The organism is Pedobacter sp. AC464, from assembly GCF_979253075.1.
The window spans coordinates 870,798-890,594 of record NZ_CEEDBV010000001.1 but is presented as its reverse complement, the minus strand read 5'-3'; the positions used below and the strand labels follow the sequence as shown (position 1 = coordinate 890,594).

17 protein-coding genes are annotated in these 19,797 nt (G+C 39.1%); 9 read left to right on the top strand and 8 right to left on the bottom strand.

Features of this window, described 5'->3' with window-relative positions; all coding sequences use genetic code 11:
* Window positions 1–17: 17 nt before the first annotated feature.
* A complete protein-coding gene (locus AC0IWT_RS03780; RefSeq protein ID WP_471796051.1) occupies window positions 18–1,208 on the bottom strand; it encodes a BaiN/RdsA family NAD(P)/FAD-dependent oxidoreductase in 1,191 nt (396 codons plus the stop codon).
* Between the two features lie 54 nt (window positions 1,209–1,262).
* Here AC0IWT_RS03780 and AC0IWT_RS03775 point away from each other — a divergent pair, with 54 nt between their 5' ends.
* Both AC0IWT_RS03775 and purE read left to right on the top strand, forming a co-directional pair.
* A complete protein-coding gene (locus AC0IWT_RS03775; protein ID WP_471796050.1) occupies window positions 1,263–2,402 on the top strand; it encodes a 5-(carboxyamino)imidazole ribonucleotide synthase in 1,140 nt (379 codons plus the stop codon).
* 51 nt (window positions 2,403–2,453) lie between these two features.
* Window positions 2,454–2,945, top strand: coding sequence for a 5-(carboxyamino)imidazole ribonucleotide mutase (gene purE / locus AC0IWT_RS03770; RefSeq protein ID WP_056872820.1), 492 nt, complete (start codon window positions 2,454–2,456; stop codon window positions 2,943–2,945).
* A gap of 57 nt (window positions 2,946–3,002) precedes the next feature.
* Here the strand turns inward: purE and AC0IWT_RS03765 are convergent, their stop codons facing one another.
* On the bottom strand, window positions 3,003–3,566 hold the full coding sequence (locus AC0IWT_RS03765; RefSeq protein ID WP_471796049.1) for a YqgE/AlgH family protein: 564 nt from the start codon (window positions 3,564–3,566) through the stop codon (window positions 3,003–3,005).
* Window positions 3,567–3,612: 46 nt separating this feature from the next.
* Here AC0IWT_RS03765 and pdxH point away from each other — a divergent pair, with 46 nt between their 5' ends.
* Window positions 3,613–4,263, top strand: coding sequence for a pyridoxamine 5'-phosphate oxidase (gene pdxH, locus AC0IWT_RS03760; protein ID WP_471796048.1), 651 nt, complete (start codon window positions 3,613–3,615; stop codon window positions 4,261–4,263).
* 221 nt (window positions 4,264–4,484) lie between these two features.
* Here pdxH and AC0IWT_RS03755 read toward each other — a convergent pair whose 3' ends face one another.
* The 3 genes from AC0IWT_RS03755 to AC0IWT_RS03745 are packed head-to-tail and all read right to left on the bottom strand — an operon-like array spanning window position 4,485 to window position 10,135.
* Window positions 4,485–5,411: a DUF1735 domain-containing protein gene (locus tag AC0IWT_RS03755; RefSeq protein ID WP_471796047.1), complete on the bottom strand. Its 927-nt coding sequence runs from the start codon at window positions 5,409–5,411 to the stop codon at window positions 4,485–4,487.
* 18 nt (window positions 5,412–5,429) lie between these two features.
* On the bottom strand, window positions 5,430–7,025 hold the full coding sequence (locus AC0IWT_RS03750; RefSeq protein ID WP_471796046.1) for a SusD/RagB family nutrient-binding outer membrane lipoprotein: 1,596 nt from the start codon (window positions 7,023–7,025) through the stop codon (window positions 5,430–5,432).
* An 11-nt stretch (window positions 7,026–7,036) separates the two neighbouring features.
* Entirely contained in the window at window positions 7,037–10,135 is a 3,099-nt protein-coding gene (locus AC0IWT_RS03745) for a SusC/RagA family TonB-linked outer membrane protein (protein WP_471796045.1), read from the bottom strand.
* A gap of 184 nt (window positions 10,136–10,319) precedes the next feature.
* Here AC0IWT_RS03745 and AC0IWT_RS03740 point away from each other — a divergent pair, with 184 nt between their 5' ends.
* The 4 genes from AC0IWT_RS03740 to AC0IWT_RS03725 all read left to right on the top strand — a co-directional run bounded on the left by AC0IWT_RS03740 (window position 10,320) and on the right by AC0IWT_RS03725 (window position 14,667).
* Window positions 10,320–10,472, top strand: a complete 153-nt coding sequence (locus AC0IWT_RS03740) for a hypothetical protein (RefSeq protein WP_157275029.1) — start codon at window positions 10,320–10,322, stop codon at window positions 10,470–10,472.
* Window positions 10,473–11,043: 571 nt separating this feature from the next.
* A complete protein-coding gene (locus AC0IWT_RS03735) occupies window positions 11,044–11,940 on the top strand; it encodes a 3-hydroxyacyl-CoA dehydrogenase family protein (RefSeq protein ID WP_471797203.1) in 897 nt (298 codons plus the stop codon).
* Window positions 11,941–11,971: 31 nt separating this feature from the next.
* Complete coding sequence (gene ruvB, locus AC0IWT_RS03730; protein ID WP_056872824.1) at window positions 11,972–12,994, top strand: Holliday junction branch migration DNA helicase RuvB; 1,023 nt, start codon at window positions 11,972–11,974, stop codon at window positions 12,992–12,994.
* Window positions 12,995–13,158: 164 nt separating this feature from the next.
* Window positions 13,159–14,667, top strand: coding sequence for a GNAT family N-acetyltransferase (locus AC0IWT_RS03725; protein WP_471796044.1), 1,509 nt, complete (start codon window positions 13,159–13,161; stop codon window positions 14,665–14,667).
* 60 nt (window positions 14,668–14,727) lie between these two features.
* Here the strand turns inward: AC0IWT_RS03725 and AC0IWT_RS03720 are convergent, their stop codons facing one another.
* Window positions 14,728–14,934 carry a hypothetical protein gene (locus tag AC0IWT_RS03720; protein ID WP_056872826.1) on the bottom strand — a complete coding sequence of 69 codons (207 nt, stop codon included), beginning with the start codon at window positions 14,932–14,934 and terminating at the stop codon, window positions 14,728–14,730.
* 150 nt (window positions 14,935–15,084) lie between these two features.
* Here AC0IWT_RS03720 and queG point away from each other — a divergent pair, with 150 nt between their 5' ends.
* Window positions 15,085–16,017 (top strand): tRNA epoxyqueuosine(34) reductase QueG, encoded by a 933-nt coding sequence (gene queG, locus AC0IWT_RS03715; protein WP_471796043.1) that lies wholly within the window; start codon window positions 15,085–15,087, stop codon window positions 16,015–16,017.
* On the top strand, window positions 16,014–16,859 hold the full coding sequence (locus AC0IWT_RS03710) for a hypothetical protein (RefSeq protein WP_471796042.1): 846 nt from the start codon (window positions 16,014–16,016) through the stop codon (window positions 16,857–16,859). The genes queG and AC0IWT_RS03710 overlap by 4 nt, the downstream gene beginning before the upstream one ends.
* On the opposite strand, the gene AC0IWT_RS03705 is transcribed toward AC0IWT_RS03710, so the two are convergent.
* Together AC0IWT_RS03705 and AC0IWT_RS03700 are read right to left on the bottom strand one after the other, a co-directional pair.
* Entirely contained in the window at window positions 16,856–18,715 is a 1,860-nt protein-coding gene (locus AC0IWT_RS03705; protein ID WP_471796041.1) for a M1 family metallopeptidase, read from the bottom strand. The genes AC0IWT_RS03710 and AC0IWT_RS03705 overlap by 4 nt on opposite strands.
* Before the next feature lie 48 nt (window positions 18,716–18,763).
* Window positions 18,764–19,711, bottom strand: coding sequence for an exonuclease domain-containing protein (locus AC0IWT_RS03700; RefSeq protein ID WP_471796040.1), 948 nt, complete (start codon window positions 19,709–19,711; stop codon window positions 18,764–18,766).
* Window positions 19,712–19,797: the final 86 nt, after the last annotated feature.

Sequence of the window (19,797 nt, the reverse complement as noted above, 5' to 3'; positions counted from 1 at the left end):
ATGGATCCGAAGTTATATTAGATGTTTTGGGCAATAACAAAACCACTTGCCCACGCCCATTGGAAATTATAACCGCCAAGCCAACCTGTAACATCTAAACATTCGCCACCAAAAAACAGGTTTGGAATTTTTTTGCACGCTAAAGTTTTCGAAGAAATTTCGCTGGTATCGATGCCACCACGCATCACTTCGGCTTTGTCGTAACCCTTATCTCCCGCAGGTTTAACCTTAAATTCGTGTATGGTTTGGGCTATTAGCTGAATTTCGGAACCTGTTAAAGCTGCAACAGGCTTTGTTAAAGGCAAAAATTTACCCAAGGCATCGGTAAACTTTTTGGTATAAAATCGATTCAGCAAAGTCGATAACAAGGTTTTTCCATTAAGTTTCCGCTCATCATATAACAATAAGGCAATATTTTGATTGGGCAATAGATTAAGATTTATGAGTTCGCCACGTCGCCAAAAGGATGAAATTTGTAAAATTGCCGGTCCGCTTAAACCCCAATGCGTGAACAAAATATTTTCTTCGAAAGAAATTTCATCATTGCTCACCTCGCAAAAAACAGAATTGCCCGACAATTGCGCAAACCACTCTTCATCTTTACCGGTGATGGTTAACGGAACTAATGCAGGTGCGGTTTCAACAATCTTCAGGTTGTGTTTCCGGGCAAAGCGCAACGCAAAATCTGTAGCACCCATTTTTGGAATTGGCAGTCCTCCGGTAGCAATAACTACCTTTTGAGTTGATAAGAGAATCTCCTTACCATTCTTTTCATAATGCACATTAAAACCATTAGGTAGTACCTCAATATCTTTAACCGCAGCATTACACCTAATTTCCTGCCCAAAATCGGCACAAAGTGAAGTAAACATTTGAACTACATCTTTTGCGTTTTTTTCATCAGGAAATAGTTGTCCCAATGTTTTCTCCCTACCCTGAATTCCGTAGGTTTCAAAAAAATTAACGGTATCATCAACCGTCCATTGTGTGAAAGAAGATTTGATGAAATGAGGATTTTCTGAGATAAACTGCTCTGCAGATGCGAATTGGTTGGTATAATTGCAGCGACCGCCACCAGAAATCAGGATTTTAGCACCCGGTTTTTCGTTTTTCTCGAGCAATATCACCTTCTTTCCCAAATAGCCGGCCTGCACCGCACACATCAATCCACAAGCGCCTGCACCAATAATTATTGCATCAGCATTCATCAATAAATTTTTTTATGGTTACTTTTGCACAAAAGTAGCATTATTTTCAAGCGCATGGCAAAACAGATTAGCGAATTAAAATTGGGTATTTTAGGTGGCGGACAATTAGGCAGAATGCTTATTCAACAAGCCATAAATTATAATGTAACGTCGCTGGTTTTAGACCCTGACCCTGATGCTCCTTGCAAACACATTGCGAACTATTTTGAAAATGGTTCCATAACTGATTTCGATACAGTATATAACTTCGGTAAAAAGGCTGATATCATTACAATTGAAATCGAGAAAGTAAACATTGAAGCCCTTGAACAGTTGGAAAAAGAAGGTAAACAGGTGTTTCCTCAATCGAGGGTAATTCGCTTAATTCAGGATAAAGGCGTTCAAAAACAGTTTTTTAAAGAAAATGACATTCCAACTTCCCCTTTTCAAATTGTAAATACCAGGGAAGACATGGAGAACAGCCATATTCCATTTCCCTACATTCTAAAACTTAGAAAAGATGGTTATGATGGAAAAGGCGTGATGAAAATTAATAGCGCAGCCGATTTAGACAAGGCTTTTGATGCGCCTTGCATTATTGAGAAGCTCGTTGATTTGGAAAAAGAAGTGGCTGTTATTGTTGCCCGGAACGCTAATGGCGACATGAAAACTTTCCCTATGGTAGAAATGGAATTTAACCCGGAAGCAAACCTTGTGGAGTTTTTGATTTCTCCATCAACATTTGCAGAAAGTTTACAGCAAAAGGCAGAAAACATTGCTAAGAATATTGCTTCAGCAATGAACATTACCGGCATTTTAGCTGTCGAAATGTTTGTGTGCCGCGATGGAGAATTATTGGTGAATGAGGTTGCCCCCCGCCCACATAATAGCGGCCACCAAACTATTGAGGGAAATTACGTTTCACAGTTTGAACAGCATTTACGTGCTATATATAATCTGCCTTTGGGCGATACCAGTAGCATTACAAATGCCATAATGATTAATTTACTGGGTGAAAAGGGTGCTGAAGGTGTTGCCAGATATGAGAACCTGGAGAAAATACTAGCAATTGACGGTGTGTTCGTTCATCTTTACGGTAAAAAATACACCAAACCTTTCCGCAAAATGGGTCACGTAACCGTTGTGGATATCGACAGAGAAAAGGCCATTGAGAAAGCAAGGTATGTACAGAATACCTTAAGAGTAACGGCGTAAATATTAATAACTAATTAACCAGGGGTAAAAACCGTAATTAAAATATTTAAAATGAGTGCGAAAGTTGGAATAATTATGGGCAGCAAATCTGATTTGCCCGTTATGCAAGATGCTGCAGATGTGCTGAAAGATTTTGGAATCGACTATGAAATAACTGTAGTTTCTGCACACAGAACGCCTGAACGCATGTTCACCTATGCAAAGGAGGCTCATAAAAAAGGCCTTAAAGTAATTATTGCGGGCGCTGGTGGCGCAGCGCATTTACCCGGTATGGTGGCATCAATTACTACGCTGCCTGTAATCGGCGTGCCCGTAAAATCATCGAACTCAATTGATGGCTGGGATAGCATTTTGTCGATTTTACAAATGCCAAACGGTATACCCGTGGCAACTGTTGCTTTAAATGCCGCCAAAAATGCCGGCTTACTGGCTGCCCAGATTTTAGCTACCGCAGACGATGCTTTAACTATTAAAATGCAAGCTTACAAAGATGAGTTGCGAAGAAAAGTTGAAGAAAGTGCTGATGAAATGAATAAACTATAGAGATTCTTTTAAGCTTGTCGTAATAAAAACCATTGCGACAAGCTCAACATTGCAGTTTTAATTTAAACTTGGATCGATAGGAAAATTGCTTACATGAGCATATTTGGGACCAAGGTTTACGATTACATCCCGCCACAGCTTTTCTTCGTCATTACCAAATATGATATCGGGATCAGAAATATCGCTCACCATCCACGCATTTTGCTCGAGTTCGCTAGCAAGTTGGCCATCATCCCAGCCAGAATATCCCATAAAAAACTTAACTTCAGTATCCTCTATTGCATTGGTATTGATTAAAATTTTCAGCGTTTCAAAGTTGCCGCCCCAATATAATCCATTTCCTATCGGTTCGCCATTTTGCAGTTTGTCGAAAGCCCTGTGAATAAAATGCAAGGTATCAGCCGCTACCGGGCCTCCAAAATATATGTAGTTTTGGGCATCCCATAAGTCCTGAATAACATCTTTTAAAATCAGGTTTTCTACCTGATTTAATATATAGCCAACAGAACCTTCATTGCTATGTTCAGTTAACAAAACTACCGACCGCTTAAAATTTGGGTCGGCCATAAATGGCTCTGAAATAAGTAAACGCCCTGTTTTCGGTTTTATATTGTTTAGCATGGCAATATTGGTTTGTAGCACCGTAAAAGATGCCTATTTTTGTTTTATGCAAGTTACAAACGAATTTCTACAAAACCTGCGCCAAGATTACAAAAGCGCCACCTTAGATGAATCTGACGTAGATAACAATCCTATTACCCAATTTATAAAGTGGTTTGACCACGCCATAGAAGCCCAGGTTTACGAGCCAAATGTGATGACATTGGCAACTGCAGATAAAGCCGGAAGGCCAGATGCCAGAATTGTGCTGTTAAAAGGTGTTGATGAGAACGGGTTTCGATTCTTCACAAACTATTTAAGCGCAAAAGGCAAAGAGTTAAAACGGAATCCTTATGCTGCTTTAGTTTTTTTCTGGCCCGACTTGGAACGTCAGGTTAGAGTAGAAGGTATCGTGGAGAAGTTAGACAAAGAGACTTCACAAGAATATTTTCTTACCCGCCCTGTTGCAAGCCAGATTGGTGCAGTTGCATCTCCGCAAAGCCAGATAATCCCCGACAGAAAATTTTTGGAAGAGAAGTTTGAAGATTTAAAATTGAAAAGCGAAGGTAAATCCATCCCGAAACCCGCACATTGGGGTGGTTATTTGGTAAAACCAACAAGAATCGAATTTTGGCAGGGACGAAGAAGTAGACTCCATGATAGAATTAACTTTGAACTGGTTAAAGGCAACTGGGTTAAAACACGACTGGCGCCTTAAACCTATGTAAAACAAAAATAGAGATACGCCATCCAGCCATATCTCTATCTTAAACTATTCATTAATTAACTTTTTCAGTAGGTAGTGTTTCTTTCTTCTATGCTTTTCGCATAATTTAAAGAGCAGAAATTTGTTGTGCTGAAAATTTTCGATTCCTAATTAAATATTAACAAATAACCAGACAACAGCGTATCTGGTTATTTGTGGAATTGATTTAGGGATTATCTGGCACTTACATATTTTAGCACAAGACTCATTTGTCTTGGTGTAGTAGTTTGATTCCAGTCAAAGTTCAACGTAAAGGTCTTTGTAGCCGGGTCATAATTGTTTGGCAACCCTGCCCTATTCGCCAATGTTGCATTTGTTAAACAAGACATCGTAACTGCATTAGTAGTTGGGTTTATTGTAGCAACTGTATTGTCGATACCTGCGATACCGCCACCACCAAACCATTTCATGTTACTAACAATTACTGAGTTTGCGCCGTTGGTAATCATAGTAATATTAGGATTTCCCACCTGGGTACCATTCAAGGTACTTGGATTTTCAACAACGCCCACAGCCGTGTACCTGGTAACTTGTCCGGATACAATTTGATATACGCCATCCCACTGATTTTTCGCAGAAAAGATAAAAACGCCTGTTCCATAATTACCGCTAACGATGCCATTTGAGCTTGATGTTATCTGAATACCAAGCGCATAAGTAAGGGCAAAATTAAACGATGAAGCTTTAACTTTAACGATAAAGTTTGCCTTTTTTTGCCCTTTAAGAATAGTAACCGTATTGCTCGGTATTGTATAAAGATTTGTTGGCAATGCAGTATACGTAGTACTAGTGGCAGCTACAGCTGCATTATTTATTGCTACCTGTACCGTTACATCGGCAGGTGCGCCGTTTACGCCAGTGTAATTTATTACGATAGGCACATCAACTTCAGCAGCTGCGTCGAATGATTTTGTAACGGTAGTATAAGTAACAGCAGTTGCCCCGGCCGTACGTGTAGGCGGCAAATCTCCAAGCTCTACAATACCACTTTCGCCGCCGTTTCCGTTATCTGTGAACATGTTGTCTTCCTTAACGCAGGAGGTAAACAGGCAAATGCCGAGCGCCATTATTACCGAATATAATTTTAAATGAGTCTTCATCTCTTATCTATTTATGTATTAATTATTATCCCAGAAAATTTTGCTTGTCCAAATACTGATGGTCGAAGCGGCCGGAACGTTTGGATTTAAGTTGTATTCTGAAGTTGGGTATAAGTTTCTAACCGGCAGTCTGTCAGCAGTAGGTGCTACCGACTCGGTTGAGGCAAACGTAGTCGTAGCAGCAGTACCAGAAACCCGAGGGTATCCTGTTCTTTTATACTCTTGCCAAGCTTCATAACCATCAATAAAATTAAGGGCGATGTATTTTTGAGTTATGATAGCTTCCAATCTTTGCGCATCAGTAGCTGCCAAGCTATAGTTTACCAGGAAACTTGTTGGGTTGGCCGTTTTATAAGTATTTAAATAGGTTGTAAGTACAGAAGCATCGGATGAGGCTGTAGATGCGCCGGTTTTATTTAAATAATTGTAAGATGCTTTTATGCCATTCTCAAAATTTTCAAGGGCACTACCTGCCAAAGGACGACCATTAAGCGCAGCTTCAGCTAACATGAAATAGGTTTCTGACGCTGGAAAAATTAACTGACCCATCACTCTGCTTTTAATTAAGCCTTTCGCTTCTGTAGATGCTAAACCAACTCCTGTACCTACGTACCAGTTTGGTGCACCAGAATTTGGATTATTTGGAGCACCGAGTTGTCCACGTGGCGTTGTACCTGCAGCAAAAAGTCTGTAGGTTAAAGCGCCTCTACCCGCATCATTTAACTTCGCACCGTTATAGAAAGAGTACATCCAGGTAGATGGGATATAACTATTTCCTGTGGTTGTTCCTGTATAAGATGATTGGTAAGCATCCCAAATTGGGTTTTGACGTGCACTTGTACTAACGTAACCAGGCTGAATAACGACATCATCAAGCAAAAAGCCTTCAGAAGAAAATGTGCCAAAAGCTGTATTTACAAATGATGCTAAAGGGCCTGTTTGGGCTCTTGTTAAAATACGCAGTTTTATATTGTTAGCAAACTGAATCCATTTGGTAACGTTACCACCAAACATAATATCAGCATTGTTAACGGTTAGCTTCGTTACAGTTGAAGACGCAGCGTTTGCTTTTAAAATAGTGATTGCTGCATCAATCTCCTTTACCAAAGCCTGGTAAACATCAGTTTGATTGTCGTAACGTGGTGTCAGATTATCTGCTCCGGTTAACCCTTCCGAATAAGGAACATTTCCATACTCATCTACCAACAATTGATAGTAATACGATTTAAGAATACGGGCTACACCATTGTACAAGGCATATTGTTGAACGCCGGTACTTGTATTAATAATGTATTGGATACTTCTCAAATCGGAAAAAGCCGCAGTGAACAGTCCGGTATTAGCGCCACTATCAAAATTATAAGTGATTGTTGTGCTTCCTACAAATGAGAAGCCGCCACCATTTGCAATGTAGCCTGCTATTCTACCTCCATAATTAAAATACGTTATGTAATTGCTAGACATGTTGTTTAATAAAGCAGGCAGTACTAATTGTGGCGTAGATGAAGTTGCCGAGTTAGGATTTTCGTTAATATCCAGGTATCCCTTTTTACACCCGGAGAATCCCAGTATTAAAACCAGAAAAATTGATGTTATGCTTAAATATTTTTTCATAATTAGTTGTATTAAAATGTTAATGAAACAGTACCACCAAAATATCTTGTTGGCGGCGTTTGAGATAATGAAGTGATACCCACCGCATTACTATCAGAGCCATTGCTACTAACATCAGGATCGCCCCAGGTATTCGATTTTGGAAGCCAGATAAATAAGTTTCTGCCTTGAGCACTAACCGTAGCAGTTTTAATAAATTTAATGTATTTTAAAGCTGTTGATGGAATTTTATAGGATAAAGCTAACTCTCTCAACTTCCAGTAATCGCCTGAGTAAACATAGTTACTTGTGGTACCTCTAAACTGACTGCTGGACCAGAAACCAGAATTAGCCGCTGAAACAGTGATGTTATTGTTTGCTACGTAGTTTCCTGTTGCAGCATCTAAATAAGATGAGTTAGGGAAAACGAATCTTTCACGATTGTAATAAACTGAACGGATACTTGAGCCTGAGAAATCGAAAGTTGAACCAGCAGAGGTGTACTGAACAAAATCTCCTCTATATTCGAACAAACCAGATAGCGTTAAGCCTTTCCATGACAAATTGAAATCTAATCCTAATCTGTTTTTTGGTTGTGTATTGCCTAAAACGTTACCGGTTGTTGTACCAACAGGGTTACCTGTATTTCTATCAATCACAACCCTACCTTCAGAATCTCTAACATAATCAGAACCGATGATGATTGGATACGTTTGTACGAAAGTATCACCATAGATGGTTCCACTACCGCTCACGCCAATTCTCGTTAAGCCAGGCGTTAAAGAAAGTAATTTATTTACGTTGTGTGTATAGTTACCACCTACCACTAATCTCCAGTTACCTTTATTTATTGGCGTAAAATGCAATACGCTTTCAAGACCAGTATTTTCTAATTCACCGGCATTTAGCAAATAACTTGTAAAACCGCTACTCGCAGCAATACCAGCGTTAATGGCCTGACCAGTCGAACTTGTGTGGTAGTAAGTAACTGTTCCATCAATTCTTCCCTTAAACATTCTGAAATCTGTACCAAACTCATAGCCATTGGTTATCTCCGGTTTCAAATCCGGCGATACAATTAGTGAACTAGGTGTGTATCCGGTACCATAGTTATAGCCTGTTTGAGAACCAAATGTTGATAACAATGCATAAGTATCAACGTTAACGTTACCCACTTTAGATATACCACCTCGAATTTTCCAGTAATCTAACCATTTGCTGTTTTTTAAGAAATCGAAAGCATCAGTTGGGATAAATGATACATCGGCAGCAGGGTAAAAGAACGAGCGGTTAGCTGGAGCTAAAATAGACACCCAGTCATTTCTGCCTGTTACGTGTAAGAAAAGGTATTTTTTATACCCTACAGTTACATCACCCCAAACGCCATATCTACGGGTGTTTTCATTACTTTCTGATGCTGTTGGGGTACCCGTGATATTACCTAAATTGTACAGGTATGGCACTTGCAAGCCACTACCAGATGATGACATTGTTTTATAGGTAAAACTTTTCAAGTTTGCCCCTGCAAGGAAATTAATTGAGAAATCTTTAATATCCTTTTTAATGTTTGCAATAAAGTCAGAGTTAAAATTGCTATTTTGAAACAAGCGGTCGGATACACTGCTTGCAAAATTTGCTTTTGATGAGCCAGAACCTAAAACGAAGTCGGTGTAAGTAAAACCATCTGTAGCTGTTTTGCTTTCATAATAGCGATTGCTTAATGAAGCCCTTGCGATAAAGCTTATCCAATCGTTTACTTTATAGTTTAATTCAACCAACCCGGTGATGTAATCATTTTTTTGCTTCTGTCTTGCATTGTCAATCGCAAAATATGGGTTCCTGTAATAATCGTTATAGTAGTTATTTGGATTTGCCCAGCTGGTAAGGTCTTGCCAATCTGTATAACTCAATAGAGGAATTTGTGCAGGGGTATTTAACAAATTATCATAAATACTCGATGTATTTGGAGTCGTATCGTATTTATTTTGAGTAAAACTGATGTTATATTTTGCGCTGAAATTCTTTGTAATGTTACGGTCTCCGTTGAAACGGAACGCAATTCTGTCGTACTCATCTTTCGGGGTGGTTCCTTTTCCGTTTAAGTACTGTGCAGAAATATAAGTAGATGATTTTTCATCACCAGAAGAAAGTGAGAAATCGGTTTGATTTGAAATACCAGTATCCCAGAAATCATACTTATCTCTGGTTGCAGAATAAGGCACCATTTGGGTTTGTCCAAACTGATTTATACGTCCGATAGGTCTCGATACGCCATCAAAAGCCGGACCATATTGCTGGTTCTCAATTGGTTCATACGCAACCGGGTAATCATCAGTACCAGAACCAAATCTGTTTTGCAACTCAGGATAGAAACTGATTTTTTCAATTGCGGTAGTGTTTGATAACTTAATAACTGGTGTGCCTTTCTTACCTCTTTTTGTAGTGATAATTAACACACCGTTTGATGCATCGGAACCGTATAGAGCAGCACCGCTGGCACCGTTTAATACCGTTAAATCTTCTACATCATCAGGGTTTATGTTACCAAGTAACTCATTTGGCACAACTGCACCGTCTAACACAATTAATGCCTGGTTATTACCGGTGATGGATCTATCACCACGTAACACCAAACGATACGCAGGATTTACTCCTGTACCAACAGCATTAATTTGTAAACCAGCTACTTTACCGGCTAAACCGCCTGCAATGGTTGGAGATTTACCTGCAGTTAAAGCTTCGGCATCGATTCTTGTCGTGGCATAACCTTGCTCCCTTGCGGCACGTTTAATACCACCGGCTGCAATTACAACCTCATCAAGCGTGTTTGCATTCGATTCTAATGTAACATCGATTGTTCTAGAAAGTGTGCTAATCTCTTTGGTTTTAAAGCCAACGAAACTGTAAACCAAAAAATCTTTTTCTGTAGAAGGAACTGAGATTGAGTACCTTCCTTTAGCATCTGTAACAACGCCACGGTTAGTACCTTTTAATTTAATACTTACTCCTGGAATCGGCAGGCCATCGTCCTTAGCCGTTACCATTCCGGTAATTGTCTTGTCTTGTGCGGATGCTTCAAACGCAATGAACACAATCAAGAAAAACAAACATTTTAGTAGTTTTCTTTTCATTTAAGTTTAGTTATGATTTATTAATATATACCAAAGCCACAACCCTTTATGGCTAAAAATATGCTTGAAAGAAAATTATTTGTACAGATGAATTTAGGTTTACCAGTTTAGTAAACACAAGTAGTTTTTTTCACCCCTGAGTTATCATCGGTAGATGTAGAATTGATTTAAAAATCTTTTCGGGATGAAGAAAGTTAAACAGAAACACCTTACGGTGGCAATGATATTTAAATATTTTAATAAAAACAAAAATAATAACAAAATAACTGGCAGAAAAGTACAATTTATCGCAATAAACTCAATTTTAGCACTGCCAAGAATAATAAAAGATAAATAAATCGAAAATTATAAACCTACTATATAAATAGTTGATAAAAATCATCTAGAAAACTAAACAAATAGTTAATCGTCGGCGAAATCGGATTACACTAAGTAAAATTTTTATGCGATTTTGATATTTCAGCAAAATAACCGAAAATAACCTTCATTTATACTCAATATTTTCATCGCAAAAGCCAAATTTGAATTAGTCCAAATAAAAAATTCACGATTTGAATCCTTATTAAGTTACTGAAGCCTCAGATTAGAATCTAGAAACACCAACTTTAAAACTTCCGAAATCATTATCCGAACCTCTAGGTTAATTCAGCCAGGTTTATCAGGAAGTATCGGACTGCGCTTTAAAAACTTAATTAGCGCTGAGAAAACGCTGTTGTCTTTTCATCAACATTTGATTTTACTTTGGATAGTTAATAATATATTTGGAAATATTATTAGGATATATTGTAAGATATCAATAACCCTGACCTGGCGGTTGAGGTCGGCAGATTAAATGTTGGAGTCGATGCCGCAAATAATTTATCGCCAGACATAAATTAATTAGAAGAACAAAGCATTAATATAAAATGATGATAAAAAATATTTCAGTTATTGGCTCAGGCACAATGGGAAACGGAATTGCCCACACTTTTGCCCAGTTCGGCTATGCGGTAAATCTAATTGATGTTAACCAGCACGCACTTGACAATGCATTGAGCACAATCGCTAAAAATTTAGATAGACAAGTAAGTAAAGGCACTTTAAGCGAAGCGCAAAAAACTGAAACACTTGGCAACATTAAAACTTTTACTTCGATAGAAGACGGCGTGCAAACAGCAGATTTAGTTGTAGAAGCCGCAACGGAAAACCTGGATTTGAAACTTAAAATATTCCGGGATTTGGATTCGTTAGCGCCGCAACACACTATTCTGGCTTCCAATACCTCGTCCATTTCTATAACGCAAATTGCCGCAGTAACAAGCCGTGGCGAGCACGTTATTGGAATGCATTTTATGAATCCTGTACCTGTTATGAAGTTAGTTGAAGTGATTCGCGGCTACCAAACCAGTGATGAAACGACCGCAACGATAATGGCCCTTTCTCAACAACTTCAGAAAACGCCGGTTGAAGTGAATGACTACCCCGGTTTTGTGGCCAACCGAGTTTTAATGCCAATGATTAATGAGGCAATTTACACATTATATGAAGGCGTGGCTGGTGTTTACGAAATAGATACGGTGATGAAGCTTGGCATGGCGCACCCAATGGGTCCGTTGCAACTGGCAGACTTTATTGGCTTAGATGTTTGCCTTGCAATACTAAAGGTATTAAACGATGGTTTTGGAAACCCGAAATATGCGCCCTGCCCGCTGTTGATAAATATGGTTGCGGCCGGTAAAAAGGGCGTAAAAACAGGCGAAGGTTTTTATCAATATACTGCTGGTTCTAAAGAACTGGTTGTTTCCAACAAGTTTAAAAAATCCTAATTTTTTTAGCATTTAATTTTATCTTTGCAATATGAACGAAAATCTTGATCCTGAAGCTACTAACCTAACGCCTACCGATAGAGATATCGAAAGGGTTTTACGTCCGCAGGCTTTTGAAGATTTTACGGGGCAGGAAAAAGTAATGGAAAACCTCCGCATTTTTGTGCAGGCGGCGAAACTTCGTGGCGAGGCTTTAGATCATGTGCTTCTGCACGGTCCTCCGGGATTGGGCAAAACGACACTATCATATATTATTGCAAACGAAATGGGTGCAGGAATTAAAGTTACCTCCGGACCCGTTTTGGACAAACCCGGCGATTTAGCGGGCTTGTTAACCGGCTTAGATACCGGCGATATCCTCTTTATTGATGAAATTCACCGGCTGTCTCCTTTAGTAGAAGAGTATCTGTATTCTGCAATGGAAGATTTCAAGATTGATATTATGCTTGAAACAGGACCTAATGCCCGCTCGGTTCAGATATCATTAAACCCCTTTACGCTTGTAGGCGCTACAACCCGTTCAGGCTTGTTAACTGCACCGCTTCGTGCAAGGTTTGGTATAAATGCCCGTTTAGCTTACTATGATGCGAAGTTATTAACCACGATAGTTCTTCGTTCATCTGACATTTTAAAAACACCGATTAGCGATGAAGGGGCTTATGAAATTGCAAGAAGAAGTCGCGGAACGCCCCGAATCGCAAATGCATTACTTCGCCGAACCCGCGATTTTGCACAAATAAAGGGTACAGGAAATATTGATACGGAGATTGCCCGCTATGCGCTAAACGCACTTAATGTTGATGAGCATGGCCTGGATGAAATGGACAACAAAATTTTGGTAACCATTATCGATAAATTCAAGGGTGGCCCTGTTGGCTTAAAAACCATTGCAACCGCTGTTGGCGAAGATGAAGGCACAATTGAGGAAGTTTATGAACCTTTTTTAATTCAAGAAGGTTATATAATGCGTACCTCAAGAGGTCGCGAAGTTACCGAAGCAGCCTATAAGCATTTAAAGAAGAACTTTCCCGGACAAACCGGCAAGTTGTTTTAAATGCATTTCCGCCAGCATGTGTAATTTTTTTTTCGTGCTGGGTAAGCTCATGGCTTTTTGAATTACTGCTGTGAACTTTTTTGTTCGATTGTTCGCCTTCAGGTTAACATTATTCCAAACATTTAATCTTCAAATCCGTTCATTAAATGTAAAACCAACAAATTATGAATATTGAATTACGTAAGCTAACGCTCGAAGATTATGCTGATTTAAGAGAGTCGATGATAAAGGCCTATGATAGTATGGGCGGATCAATCTGGCCAAAATCAAGCATCGAGAAACTCTTAAAAATTTTTCCTGAGGGCCAGCTTTGTATCGCAGTTGATGATAAAGTTGTGGCCTGCTCGCTTGCAATAATAGTTGAATACAGCGAATATGGGGATAGGCACACCTATAAGCTCATAACCGGCGACTATTCCTTTACCACACACGATCCAAATGGAGATACGTTATACGGAATCGAAATTTTCGTGCATCCAGAATTCCGCGGCCTCCGTTTAGGAAGAAGATTGTACGAGGCCAGAAAAGAACTCTGCGAAAGCTTAAACCTAAAAAGTATTATTGCCGGGGGTAGAATTCCCGGTTATCATGCCTATGCAAACACCTTAAACCCGCGGCAGTATATAGATAAGGTAAAAGCAAAGGAGATTTACGACCCAACATTAACATTTCAGATTTCTAATGATTTCCACGTAAGAAAAGTGTTAAAGAACTATTTGCCAGGCGATCATGAATCTAAAGAATATGCTACTTTGATCGAGTGGAATAATATTTATTATCAGGGTTTGGATGCTTCTGCCCGCTCTGCAATGACCATTCGATTGGGTCTTGTGCAGTGGGAAATGCGTCTTTTTCCGGATATGGGAGTATTTTACGAGCAGGTAGAATTTTTCGTTGATGCACTGAGTGGCTATAAGGCGGATTTTATCATGTTTCCCGAGTTATTTAATACGCCGCTTCTACAGCCCTATAATCACCTGCCAGAAATTGAGGCCATGCGCAAACTGGCGGAGAAAACACAGGAGATTGTTGATAAAATGCACGAATACGCTTTGAGTTATAATGTAAATATAATAACAGGAAGTATGCCTTTACTCGAGAATGGTAAACTTTACAATGCTACTTATTTGTGCCATAGAACAGGTAAAATTGACGAATACCGGAAAATTCACATTACACCTAATGAGCAAAAATACTATGGAATGATTGGCGGTGATAAGGTTAAGGTGTTTGACACAGATTGTGGTAAAGTTGGTATTCTGATTTGCTATGATGTCGAATTTCCGGAGTTAAGCCGAATTTACGCCGACCAGGGCATGCAGATTTTATTTGTACCTTTTTTAACGGATACACAAAACGGATATACGCGTGTAAGGCATTGCGCACAGGCACGTGCAATTGAGAATGAGTGTTATGTAGCCATTGCCGGTTGTGTAGGGAATTTACCAAAAGTGAACAACATGGACATTCAGTTTGCTCAATCGGCTGTATTTACGCCTTCAGATTTTGCTTTTCCAACCAATGCTGTAAAAGCAGAGGCAACGCCTAACACAGAAATGGTTTTAGTAGTTGATGTTGATTTGCACCTACTGGATGAATTGCATCATTACGGAACGGTTAAGGTGCTAAAGGACAGGCGGACAGATTTATATCAAACAAAATTGCTCAAATAAAAATGGATAAAAAAAATGCCGGTCACATCACTAACCGGCATTTCAAATTTACTAAAGCTATTATTTTCTCATCGCAAACCATACAATTAAACCAATGATTACTGCGATTGGCAAAATCCATTTAAGAACAGAACCAGCCCCGTTTTCATCTTTTTCTGTTACTGCAGGTTTCGCTGGTCCCGGATCTTCTTTATGAGTTTCGTAATCTTTCTCTATCGGTTTTGGAGCTTCTCCACTTTCCGTATGTTTTGGATCTATATTTTCCATTATTAATAATTTAATGCGTTAAATGAGTGGCAATAAAAGCTGAATAGCCATTAGTTAAACTTGCCAGGCCCATAATTATTTATTTAGCTTTCGAAATAACAACAAGCAAGCAGGCAAAAGGTTTTAATTCTAAGCCCTATCTTTGTAACGATGTATAACAACCCTGAGAAATATAGCAAACTGATAAAAGATGAAGCAATTAGGCTTGGTTTTATGGCTTGCGGAATCTCAAAGGCAGAGTTTTTAGAAACTGAGGCGCCGAGGCTCGAAGCCTGGTTAAACAAAAACCACCACGGCGAAATGAAATATATGGAAAATTATTTCGACAAAAGACTCGACCCTCGCCTGCTTGTTGATGGTGCAAAATCAGTTATCTCGCTTTCGTTAAACTATTTCACAGAGGAGCAGCAACAGGACCCACTTGCGCCAAAAATCTCCAAATATGCCTACGGGAAAGATTATCACCATGTGATAAAAGATAAACTGAAACTACTTACACAATTCATTAATGAAAACATTGGAGAAGTTTCCGGGAGAGCATTTGTAGATTCTGCACCGGTGTTGGACCGGGCATGGGCCCAGCGTTCAGGAATTGGCTGGATTGGGAAAAACTCAAATTTGATAAGCAAACAAAACGGCTCTTTCTTTTTCCTGGCAGAATTGATTGTAGATTTGGAGCTTGCGTATGATAATCCTTTTCAGACAGATCATTGTGGCACTTGCACCAGGTGTTTAGATGCTTGCCCGACAGATGCAATTATTGCCCCACAGGTTGTAGATGGCACAAAGTGTATTTCGTATTTAACCATCGAACTCAAGAATGAAATTCCCGCTGAGTTTAAAGACAAAATGGATAACTGGATGTTTGGATGTGATATTTGCCAAGATGTTTGCCCATGGAACCGATTTTCTAAAGCGCATAATGAAGACGCATTTAAACCAGAAAACGGATTATTAGCGTTAGACGCGAAAGACTTAACCGAAATTACCGCTGAGGTGTTCAACAAGGTTTTCAAAAACTCAGCAGTTAAGCGCACAAAACTTACGGGATTGAAAAGAAATATCAACTTTCTAAAATCATGACGAAAAAGCTGCTCAAAGTATTAGTTTTAATTACTTGCTGGAGCCAGATTGCTCAGGCTCAGGTTTTACGTTTGCAAAAGAGAAAAGAGCATGCGCTCGGTGGCAAAGCCTTTGCATTAAGCATCTCCGACAGTACATTAAGTTTAAAGGACCGAGAACGGCTTATTTATCAAGAAATAAAAAATGGCAATGTTCCTGATTTTTTAAGAAAGTTATCAAAGCTGGACATGAGCCCTAACAATACGCATGACGCTGTTTCTCTATATGTTCTACCGGATTATTTAGCAATTGGCTCAAACGAAGATTTCTTCTACGTGCCTATGACACCCATGCTTGCACAAAAAGTTGCATTTTTAATGCACTGTAGTTTGCCAACAAAGTTGATGGTTGATTCCATTTATAAGGCCGCAACTATAAAATTGTATCCACAACCTATTGCGCCATCAACTTCAATGGTAACAGTTCCGGTGTTTATTAATTCCACAGACTCCATTTTAAAACAGCTCCAACCCTTCATCGTTGAACACAATAAAGGTTTATTGACTGCCGGCAACAAGAAAGACATTATTTTATCCAACAAAATTTATGGAGCGTTAACGCCTCGGGTTGTAATTTACGGCTGGCACAAACCAGATGGAAAAGCTATACAACCTGTTTACAACAAGCATCTTAATACCTGGGCAGATTATAGCCACGGCATTAGGCTCATACAGGATAAAATCCTTATAAATAACAAAAAAACGCGGTTGAAAAGGGCGCTTAAAAACCGCAAGTTAAGTAAGTATTTTAGCGATGAAGGCGTAATTAAGAAACCGTATTATCCAGTAAATTCAAGCTATTAATTAACCGAAAAACTATTATCACTTTTAACTTTATCAGGCGTATGCGGATTTCCCATTACGATTTTCTTCAATACCTTATTTGTATTTATAGAAACTATGGTTTCCTTATTTCCTTTTTCCCAAACACCAATTGTACTGTGGTTATTTTCTGTAGAACCATCTTCAAAAGTTAACAGCAAATCAATTGGCAATGCCTTTATTCCTTTATTTTCAATAACAATAGCATAGCCAGAATCCGTTTTTGTAACTGATTTTATGGCCATGTCGACAACACCGCCATCAAAAAACCACGTTTTCCAGAACCAGTTCAAATTCTTACCGCTGCCCTGGTTCATACTATAAAAGAAATCGTATGGCATTGGGTGTTTGCCATTCCAGTTTTTGATGTAGTTGTGCAAAGCTTTTGTAAACAGCTCATCGCCAAGGTAATCTTTTACAAAAAGGTAGGCTAAACCTGGCTTTGGATAAGAGTTTGTAAAAGAACCTGAGCCCTTCAAATCGGGTGTAAGCGTCATAATAGGCGAATCATCTTTACTACCGGAACTCGCGGCCGTTGGCTGAATGCCATATTCATCAACAATTGTAGAATCTATCATTGGCGAAATCAGCCACTCGCCTATTGTAGCCCATCCTTCGTCCATCCAGCCATATTTGGTCTCATTAATACCCATATAAAATGGAAACATGGTGTGGAAAATTTCATGGTCTGTTAAAGTAATCGCATCTTCCCTTTTATCAACCGGGTTATCGTTCACCATCATGGGATATTCCATCTGATCTAAACCATCAAATACCGTTTCATGATTATAAGGATACGGCCATTTGGGAAACTGATAACTCATTGAATTCACAGTTTTTCGGGCAAAATCGATTACTTCGTAATAATCTTTATGTTTTGGGTTAAAAACCGCATCCACCCGGGTACGTCTTTTTGTTGCCGGGTCTACAATTAAGCTCGATGATTTCCACAAATAATGATTACTTAGCGCAAAAACAAAATCGGTGACATTTTTTGCCTCAAACTTAAATGTGTTAAATGCCTTTGGCTGAGTAACTCTTTTTGCTGCCAAATCAGCTTCCGTAATCACGTCTACTATGGCATCATTTTTTTCTGCCGAGGCTAATTTTGAAACGATTTCCCGCTGAAAAACATCTGATGCATTTTTTAAATCGCCGGTAGCCCAAACGCCATAACCACCAGGAACAGTAATTTCTGCATTAAAATTGTCAAAATCGTTGTAAAATTCTTCGGCACCCGTATACGGATACTTATTCCAGCCGTCAACATCATCATATACTGCGATTCTTGGAAAAAAATAGGCAACAAAATGAGCACCATCGTCAACCTGTCCGGTCCGCATATGAGAACCCTTGTTTAGGATATAGTTAAAATCAATTGCAAACCTGATTGTTTTTCCTGGCAAAACAGGCGGAACTTTGACGGTCATGTTCGTTCCATCTATGCTAAAATCATTAACTGATTTCCCATTTGCGGCAATTTTTTCAATGGCAACACCTTCGCCCAGGTCTGCCTCGGCAAAACGTGCTTTTCTCGGCGTGCCTTTTTTATAAAGATTTGGGTAGAGCTTAAACCAGATCTCTTTCAAAGTATCTGGACTGTTATTGGTGTAAGTAATATCTACACTACCCTTCAGCAATCGTGTTACCGGGTTAAAATCAACTTTGACGTTGTAATTCGAACTGTTTTGCCAGTAGTTTTTCCCCGGCTTGCCATCGGTGCTTCTTGTACCCTTCTGGTATGTGTTTTGAAACGCCTGCCCTACCGGAAGTTGAACCTGAGCTTGCAACCAGAAAGCTGAAAACATCAGCATTACCGTTAGTTTAATCGCTTTCATCAAAGTTGAGGAGTTTTATATATGGAACTAGTCAGAGAAGTTGAAGATTTACTTACCAAATTTCATTTTTAACTGTTCCAGCATGTCGGTGTTTATTGGCTGGGCAGGTTTTTCGTCTACTTTTGGTTTGTTGAAGTGTGGCTTGGCTGAAGTTGCCTGATTTTGTGGTTTCTGAGCTTTGTTCTCGTTTTTCTTGGCATTAAACCTTGCCCATTCCTCGTCTAATTTCTTTTTGGTATACAACGGAAAATCGCCCTGTTTCATCCAGGCGTAATAACTAGGCTCTACAGAAAAAACCTGTTCAGTAGTTTTACCTTTGTGTTTTCCGAAATTGATGCACACTTCGTCCTTGTCATTATAAACCAATCTGCCTGCAAAATCTACCGGTCTGTTAATGTTTGTGAATTTGTGCAATGCATCAACATCGTTAACTACTGGTTTACTTTTTAGTCCTTGTTTATCCTCAAACTCCTTATCCTTGTACATTTCCAACTGACCAAGCAAAACCTTGTAAGTTGCTATAACATCTGCTTCTGCGGCATGCGCATTTACCAAATCATCATTACAATAAAATTTATAAGCTGCTTTTAAGGTACGCTGTTCCATTTGGTGGAATATATTTTGAACGTCTACGAATTTTCTGTCGCTCATATCGAAATCAACCTCGGCCCTCAAAAACTCTTCGAGTAGCATTGGAATATCGAACTTGTTAGAGTTATAGCCAGCTAAGTCACTATCACCTAAAAACGCAGCTATTTCGGTAGCCAATGCCTTAAAAGTCGGTTCGTTTGCAATGTCTTCATCATAAATGCCATGAATTAACGACGTTTGCAATGGAATAGGCATTTCCGGGTTAACACGCCAGGTTTTAACCAACTCCGAGCCATCCTCCATCGCTTTTAAAATGGCTATCTCCACAATCCTGTCTGCACCTACATTAATACCTGTTGCTTCCAGGTCGAAGAAAGCTAAAGGGCGTTTTAAATTTAATTTCATTTTTTAAGCTATGAATTAGATATCCACTAAACAGATACCGATAATATTTCTTTAATCAAAAGTGCTAAAAAGGATTGGTTACTTCT